We start from the raw sequence: 7,280 nt of genomic DNA on the forward strand, positions 1-7,280 counted from the left end.
CCGCCCGACCGCTGTGTAACAGCTTTTGGACGGCATGCCGCAAGGCGGCTACGCCGTCGCGCACCCACTGGCGCTGTGGCCGGGCTGGGGCGTTGGGTGGTTACGGGCGCTTGATGGGTTGCGCGCGCTGGGCCGTGTTTCAGTTGCATGAAGCCCTGCGCGCTTCACCCATCCTACGTGCTAGCGGGGGGTAGTTCGCCTACGTAGCGGCAGTCTAGCTCCAGGCCCAGTTCGTCCATGCCCAGGATGTCGATTTCCACGGCGGTGCCGCGTTCCAGTTCTGGCATGCCGCCCACGCGGGTCACCAGCGGTGCGTTGGCGAAGCGGACCAGGTCGTCGCGCAGCACGTGCGCCACGGTGCGGGTCACGCCGTGCTGCTTGAGCCAGCGCAGGCACCAGTAGCGTTCCATGGCGCTTTGGAATTCGGCCCAGGCGGCGTACTGCGCGTCGAAGGCGCCGATGATGGCGAACAGGTCCGCGTCGCGCGGCTTGAACGGCGCCACCAAGCGCGCCGACACGCCGTGTTCCACCGCGGCAATCAATTGCCATTGGTTGACCAGGTCGACATAGCGGCGCAGCGGCGACGTGCTCCATGCATACTGCGGCACGCCAATCGCTTCGTGCGGCAGCGCCTGCGTGCTCATGCGCACACGGCCCGCCTGCTGCGAACGGTAGATGCCCGGCACGCCATGCTGGTGCAGCAGGCCGCCCCACAGGTTGTTGGCCAGGATCATGTATTCGGCCACCATGCGGTCCAGCGGCGCGTTGCGCTGGCGCGGCACCAGGCGTACCGGCGTGTCCGGATCGTCGGGGTTGCCGTCCAAATAGAAGCTGTATTCCACGCGGGAATTGTTTTCGGGCTTGCCGCGCACGTTTTCGCGTTGCGCCGACAGCGCCTGCGCCAGCTTCCACAGCGGTCGCAGCCAGTGACCATAAGGAATATCGACCGACGGGTCAGCCAGGCTGGCCTCGGTGACCTGCGCGTCCAGCATGTTGTGGCGCAGGTTTTCGCGCACCACCACGCGCTCCAGGCGCGTATCCGATTCGATGATCTCGCCCGTTTCAGGGTCGGCCACCACGTATAGCGACAGCACGGGCACTTCACGGCCCGCGTCCAGCGAGAACGCCTTGATGACGTTGTCGGGCTGCATCGGGATCTTGTCGCCCGGCATGTAGACGGTGGACAGGCGCGCGCGCGCCAGCTTGTCGAATTCGCTGTCGCGGGTGACCGACAGGCCGGGGGCGGCCACGTGTATGCCGACCCGCAGGCGACCGTCGGGCAGCGTGGTGACAGACAGCGCGTCGTCGATCTCGGTGGTGGTGACGTCGTCCACCGAATAGATTTCGGCGTCCGACAGCGGCAGTTCGCGGTCGATGGGCGGCAGTTCCAGCTCGGGGAATTCCAGCCCGCGCGGGAAGTTCACCGCCAGGAAGCGACGCTTGTGCAGCGCCAGCGCATGCGGCCACGCGCCCAATTCCAGCAGCAGGCGGTCGGGGCTTTTGCCCAGCTTGGCGCAGGCGGCGTCCAGCGCCTTCCATTGCTGCGAATTCTTGTCCGGACGGATCAACAGGGTTTCGGCAACCTGCGCAATGGGCTCGGGCAAGCGGCCCGCGGCCATCTCATCGACCCATTCCTGTTGCTGCTCGGCCTGGCGCTGCTTCTTTTCCAGTGCGGCCAGCGCGGCGGCCAGGATGTCCGGCGGGGCGGGGCGGTAGCGGCCCTTGCCACGGCGGTGGAAGTACGCGGGCGCGCTGTGCAGGCGCATCAGCAGCGCGGCGTGCTCCACGGGCGTGGGGGCATGGCCGAAGTAGTCGGCGGCAAGCGCCGGCGTGTCGAATTCTTCCTGGGGGGCGCATTCCCAAAGGAATTGCAGGTCCAGCTCATCGGCGGCCGCAGCGGCCTGGCTCATCAGCGCGGCCGGTTCGGGCGACGCGAAGTTGAACAGGGTGTTGGCGCGCTTGATTTTGCTGCGCTTGCCCGACTCTGACTCCACCTGCAGGCTGGCGTCGGTTTCGGACAGGATGTTGCCGGCCTTGAAGCTGCCGTCATCTTCGTAAAACACATACATGGTGGGGATCTTCCTGGGCGACGCGCACGCGCCGCCTTGCGCAGCTATATAGATAGAGTGTTGATGCCTGGTACTGATTATTGAGGGCGAACCTGCTTGCCGCCAAGGGCGAATTCAAGCACCTCGGGCATCCAACGTTCAAAATCGGACAAACCGTGGTCGCTGCCTTCGACGATACGCTGTTGGCAACCCAGGTAGCGATCGCGCATTTCGCGCCAATCCAGCACCTCGTCGCCAGTTGCCGCCAGCAGGAAGTACCGGTCGGGCTGGGTGATGCGAGGGACGTGGATGGCCGCCAATTCGTCCACATATTCGGGCAGAAAGACGAACGGCGCGTTGGAATGATACATGTGGTGCTCGCCAACCTGGGTGGCCAGGTCGCGCGCCGCCTCGCCGGCGGGGTTCAGCAGCACGGCCTTGCAACCCAGTTGCTCGGCCAGCCAGGTGGCGTAGAAGCCGCCCAGCGATGAGCCGATCACGGTCAGCGCGCGGGGGCTGTCAGCGCCCTGCAATTGGCGCTGGGCAATGTCCATGCACAGCGCAATGGCTTGCCGGGGGCTGGCGGGAAGCTGCGGGCAGGCCCATAGCGCGGCCAGCCCGCGCTGGGCCATGGCGTCGGCCATCTGCCGGGCCTTGGTGGAGCTTGGCGAGGAACGAAAACCGTGCAGGTAGAGAATCATTTCGTGCTCGTCCAAGATGGGGATTCAGCCGCGCGCGCGCAGCGCATCCAGCAGCTTGCCGTGGACGCCGCCAAAGCCGCCGTTGCTCATGACCAGCACCTGATCACCGGGGCGGGCGGCGGCGGTCACGGCCGCGACCAGCGCGTCGATGTCATCGTAACTGGAAGCCCGGGCGCCCAGCGGCGCCAGGACGTCCGCCGGGTTCCAGCCCAGGGCGTGCTTGCCGCCGTGCGCGCCGAAGCAGAACACCAGATCGGCGTCGGCCAGGGCATCGGGCAGGCGGGCGGCCATGGTGCCCAGCTTCATCGTGTTGGAACGCGGTTCCAGCACCGCCAGGATGCGGGCCGAACCGACCTGCCGGCGCAGCCCTTCCAGCGTGGTGGCGATGGCGGTGGGGTGATGCGCGAAATCGTCGAACACCTTGACGCCGTTGACCGTGCCGCGCAATTCCATGCGGCGCTTCACGCCGGCAAAGCGAGTCAGGGCGGCGATGCCGTCGGCGGCCGAAACCCCAGCGTGTTCGGCGGCGGCCAGCGCGGCCAGGGCGTTCATGCGGTTATGTTCGCCGCTCAGGTTCCAGCGCACGGTGCCGGCTTCAACGCCATTGCGCAGCACGGAGAACGCGCCGTCGTCATCGGGCGGCGATGCTTGCCAAGCGCCATCGGGGCCGAACGTGACGGTTTCAGACCAGCATCCGCGCGCAATCACGCGGTCCAGCGCGTCGCAATGGGCGGGGCGCACGATGCGGCCAGAGCCGGGGATGGTGCGCACCAAATGGTGGAATTGCGTTTCGATGGCGGCCAGATCGGGGAAGATGTCGGCGTGGTCGTATTCCAGGTTGTTCAGGATGGCGGTGCGCGGGCGGTAATGAACAAACTTCGAGCGCTTGTCGAAGAAGGCCGTGTCGTATTCGTCCGCCTCGATCACGAAGGGACGGCGCGCGGGGTCGTAGCGCGCCGACACGTGCAGGTCCGCCGCCACGCCGCCGATCAGGAAGTTGGGCGCCAGGCCCGCGGCTTCCAGTATCCAGGCCAGCATCGAGCTGGTGGTGGTCTTGCCATGCGTGCCCGCCACGGCCAGCACGTGCGCGCCCGGCAGGATGTTGTCGCCCAGCCATTGCGGGCCGGACACATAGCGCGCGCCAGATTCCAGAATGGCTTCCATCAGCGGGTTGCCGCGGCTGACTACGTTGCCGATCACGTACAGGTCGGGCGCAAGCGCCATCTGTTCGGGGCCAAAGCCCTCGATCAGCTCGATGCCTTGTTCGGATAACTGGGTGCTCATCGGCGGGTACACGCCCGCGTCGCAACCCGTGACCTTGTGGCCGGCGGCCCGCGCAATCAGCGCCAAGCCGCCCATGAACGTACCGCAGATGCCAAGAATGTGCAGGTGCATTGAAAACTCTCCTGTCCGGCATTGTATATATAGCGGACGAGCCGGGGCGCTGAGCTGGGGCGTGCTTGGCGAGGCACCAACCGGGCTCGCCGGCCACGCCGCAACAACGCGCAAAACAGCGGCAGCGGTTATGATCGCGCCATGAATCGACGCCTACTTCTATCCGCCGGCGTGGCCGTGGCCGCCACGGTTGCGGGCGCCTACACCTTGCTGGGGCAAAAGTCCCGCACGTCTTCGGCACCGGCCGACGCCAGCGACCCCGTCGCCGGACTCATGCAATTGCAGTTGCCCGACCTGAACGGCGCGACGCAGTCGCTGGCCAATTGGAAAGGCCAGCCGATGGTGGTCAATTTCTGGGCAACCTGGTGCGCGCCCTGCGTGCGCGAAATGCCAGAACTGGATGCGCTGCAGAAAAAATACCCGCATGTGCGCTTTGTCGGTATCGGCGTTGATTCCGCCGCCAACATGCAAAAATTTGTCGAGAAAGTGCAAGTTTCCTACCCGCTGTGGGTGATCGGGGCGGGCGCCATCGACACCTTGCGCAAGCTGGGAAACCCCAGCGGCGGCTTGCCTTTTACCATCGTGTTCAATGCTGATGGCGGAATTAACCGGAAGATATTGGGTGAAATCCAACCGGACGACCTGAACAAAACCCTGTCGGGTTTGAAGGCATAAGTCTGTTGGACAAATAGTAGGAATTGGCGTAAAAAGCTGGTTTATCGGCTGTTTTGCCAGCAATTCCACCGTTGGCAATCCACTCATTGGCAAGCGCATGGCGCAAAACATACTGGTATTGCATGGCCCGAATCTGAACCTGCTTGGCACCCGGGAACCTCATATCTACGGCAGTTTGACGCTGCCCCAGATCAATGAGCGCCTGGAGCTGCTTGCAGGGGAATTGGGCGCCAAGCTGACTGCTTGGCAAGGCAATCACGAAGGTGCGTTGGTCGACCGCATTCAGGCGGCCCGGCAAGACGGCACGGACTTCATCATCATCAACGCGGCGGCTTATACGCACACCAGCGTCGCGATTCGCGATGCGCTGGCTGGGGTCGCGATCCCATTTATTGAAGTACATTTGTCCAATCTGTATAAGCGAGAGCCCTTCAGGCATCACTCTTATCTGTCCGACTTGGCGATAGGCCTTATCACCGGCCTGGGCGCGGACGGCTACGAGGCGGCTCTGCGTTACGCAGTGCGGCACTGACCTCGCACCAAACTCACGGCTTTTACATCTTATACACGGCGCGGACCCCACGCTGGGACGCCGCCGACACTATCTCGGGAAGCAGCTTCTATGGACCTTCGAAAACTCAAAACCCTGATCGACCTGGTGGCTGAATCGGGTATCGCCGAGCTGGAAATCACCGAAGGCGAAGGCAAGGTACGCATCGTCAAGTTCTCGCAAACCTTGCAGCCGGTGGCTTACCACCAGCCCGAAGCCGGCGCGCACGCCGCGCCCGTCGCCCAGGCCGCCGCGCCTGCCGCGCCGGCCGCCGAAGCCGCCCCGGTCATCCAGGGCCATGTCGTGAAGGCGCCGATGGTTGGCACGTTCTACCGTTCGCCGAACCCGGGCGCCGCCCCGGTCATCGACGTGGGCGCCACCGTCAAGGAAGGCGATCCGCTGTGCATCATTGAAGCCATGAAGCTGCTCAATGAAATCGAAGCCGACAAGTCCGGCGTCATCAAAGAAATCCTGGTCGAAAATGGTGAGCCCGTCGAGTACGGTCAACCCCTGTTCGTCATTGGCTGATAGCTGAAAATGTTCGAAAAAATCCTGATCGCCAATCGGGGCGAAATCGCCCTGCGCATTCAGCGCGCTTGCCGTGAGCTGGGCATTAAAACCGTGGTCGTGCACTCCGAGGCTGACCGCGAGGCCAAGTACGTGCGCCTGGCCGATGAATCCGTGTGCATCGGGCCCGCGCCGTCGCGTGACAGCTACCTGAACATGCCGGCCATCATTTCGGCCGCCGAAGTGACGGATTCCGAGGCAATCCACCCGGGTTACGGGTTCTTGTCCGAAAATGCCGACTTCGCCGATCGCGTCGAAAAGAGTGGCTTTGTCTTCATCGGCCCGCGTCCCGACACCATTCGCCTGATGGGCGACAAGGTCAGCGCCAAGCGCGCCATGATCGAAGCGGGTGTGCCGGTGGTGCCGGGTTCCGAGGGCGCGTTGCCCGAAGATCCGCAGGAAATCATCCGCATTGCGCGCGAAGTCGGTTATCCGGTCATCATCAAGGCAGCGGGCGGCGGCGGTGGCCGTGGCATGCGCGTGGTGTACACCGAGGCCGCGCTCTTGAACGCCGTCACCATGACGCGCTCGGAAGCGGGCGCCGCGTTCAACAACCCGGAAGTCTATATGGAGAAGTTCCTTGAGAACCCTCGCCATGTGGAAATCCAGGTGCTGGCCGATGGCGGCCGCAACGCCGTCTGGCTGGGTGAACGCGACTGCTCCATGCAGCGTCGCCACCAAAAAGTCATTGAAGAAGCGCCGGCTCCCGGCATCGCCCGTCGCGCCATCGAGCGTATCGGCGACCGTTGCGCCGATGCTTGCCGCAAGATGGGCTACCGTGGCGCGGGCACGTTCGAATTCCTGTTTGAAAACGGCGAGTTCTATTTCATTGAAATGAACACCCGCATCCAGGTCGAACACCCGGTCACCGAACTGATCACGGGCATTGACCTCGTGCAGCAGCAGATCCTGATCGCCGCGGGCGAAAAGTTCACGCTGCGCCAGCGCGACATCACGTTCAAGGGCCATGCGATCGAATGCCGCATCAACGCGGAAGATCCTTTCCGCTTTGTGCCCAGCCCCGGCCGTATCACCAACTGGCACACGCCGGGCGGTCCTGGCGTGCGTATCGACTCGCATGCCTACAACAGCTACTTCGTGCCGCCCAACTACGATTCGATGATCGCCAAGGTCATCACGTATGGCGATACGCGCGATCAGGCTTTGGCCCGCATGCGTATTGCGCTGTCGGAAATGGTGGTGGAAGGCATTTCCACCAACATCCCGCTGCATCGTGAACTGCTGCAAGACGCCCGCTTCATCGAAGGCGGCACCAGCATCCACTATCTGGAAAACAAGTTGGCTCAGCGCCCCTGACCAACTACCCCCGGGGGGGGGGGGGGG

7 protein-coding genes are annotated in these 7,280 nt (G+C 64.1%); 4 read left to right on the forward strand and 3 right to left on the reverse strand.

Annotated elements, in window-relative coordinates; translation table 11 throughout:
* Window positions 1-173 precede the first annotated feature (173 nt).
* The 3 genes from ACE04A_RS29465 to mpl form a co-directional block, all read right to left on the reverse strand.
* Window positions 174-2,069 carry a ribonuclease catalytic domain-containing protein gene (locus tag ACE04A_RS29465; RefSeq protein ID WP_448717068.1) on the reverse strand — a complete coding sequence of 632 codons (1,896 nt, stop codon included), beginning with the start codon at window positions 2,067-2,069 and terminating at the stop codon, window positions 174-176.
* Window positions 2,070-2,146: 77 nt separating this feature from the next.
* A complete protein-coding gene (locus ACE04A_RS29470) occupies window positions 2,147-2,749 on the reverse strand; it encodes a YqiA/YcfP family alpha/beta fold hydrolase (RefSeq protein ID WP_485820795.1) in 603 nt (200 codons plus the stop codon).
* A gap of 24 nt (window positions 2,750-2,773) precedes the next feature.
* A complete protein-coding gene (gene mpl, locus ACE04A_RS29475; protein ID WP_485820796.1) occupies window positions 2,774-4,144 on the reverse strand; it encodes a UDP-N-acetylmuramate:L-alanyl-gamma-D-glutamyl-meso-diaminopimelate ligase in 1,371 nt (456 codons plus the stop codon).
* 141 nt (window positions 4,145-4,285) lie between these two features.
* On the opposite strand from mpl, the gene ACE04A_RS29480 reads away from it, so the two are divergent.
* The 4 genes from ACE04A_RS29480 (at window position 4,286) to accC (ending at window position 7,253) form a co-directional block, all read left to right on the forward strand.
* On the forward strand, window positions 4,286-4,819 hold the full coding sequence (locus ACE04A_RS29480; protein ID WP_100853224.1) for a TlpA family protein disulfide reductase: 534 nt from the start codon (window positions 4,286-4,288) through the stop codon (window positions 4,817-4,819).
* Window positions 4,820-4,916: 97 nt separating this feature from the next.
* Window positions 4,917-5,351, forward strand: coding sequence for a type II 3-dehydroquinate dehydratase (aroQ, locus tag ACE04A_RS29485; protein WP_006217272.1), 435 nt, complete (start codon window positions 4,917-4,919; stop codon window positions 5,349-5,351).
* A 90-nt stretch (window positions 5,352-5,441) separates the two neighbouring features.
* Complete coding sequence (gene accB, locus ACE04A_RS29490; protein WP_485820797.1) at window positions 5,442-5,897, forward strand: acetyl-CoA carboxylase biotin carboxyl carrier protein; 456 nt, start codon at window positions 5,442-5,444, stop codon at window positions 5,895-5,897.
* A gap of 9 nt (window positions 5,898-5,906) precedes the next feature.
* Window positions 5,907-7,253 (forward strand): acetyl-CoA carboxylase biotin carboxylase subunit, encoded by a 1,347-nt coding sequence (accC, locus tag ACE04A_RS29495; protein WP_050447096.1) that lies wholly within the window; start codon window positions 5,907-5,909, stop codon window positions 7,251-7,253.
* The last annotated feature ends 27 nt before the right edge of the window (window positions 7,254-7,280 follow it).

The organism is Achromobacter colocynthidis, assembly GCF_057334535.1.

Excerpts from the sequence above, each read along its gene's own strand:
- accB (WP_485820797.1), top strand. The coding sequence starts at position 5,442 with ATGGACCTTCGAAAACTCAAAACCCTGATCGACCTGGTGGCTGAATCG.
- mpl (WP_485820796.1), bottom strand. The coding sequence starts at position 4,144 with ATGCACCTGCACATTCTTGGCATCTGCGGTACGTTCATGGGCGGCTTG.
- ACE04A_RS29465 (WP_448717068.1), bottom strand. The coding sequence starts at position 2,069 with ATGTATGTGTTTTACGAAGATGACGGCAGCTTCAAGGCCGGCAACATC.
- accC (WP_050447096.1), top strand. The coding sequence starts at position 5,907 with ATGTTCGAAAAAATCCTGATCGCCAATCGGGGCGAAATCGCCCTGCGC.
- ACE04A_RS29480 (WP_100853224.1), top strand. The coding sequence starts at position 4,286 with ATGAATCGACGCCTACTTCTATCCGCCGGCGTGGCCGTGGCCGCCACG.
- aroQ (WP_006217272.1), top strand. The coding sequence starts at position 4,917 with ATGGCGCAAAACATACTGGTATTGCATGGCCCGAATCTGAACCTGCTT.
- ACE04A_RS29470 (WP_485820795.1), bottom strand. The coding sequence starts at position 2,749 with ATGATTCTCTACCTGCACGGTTTTCGTTCCTCGCCAAGCTCCACCAAG.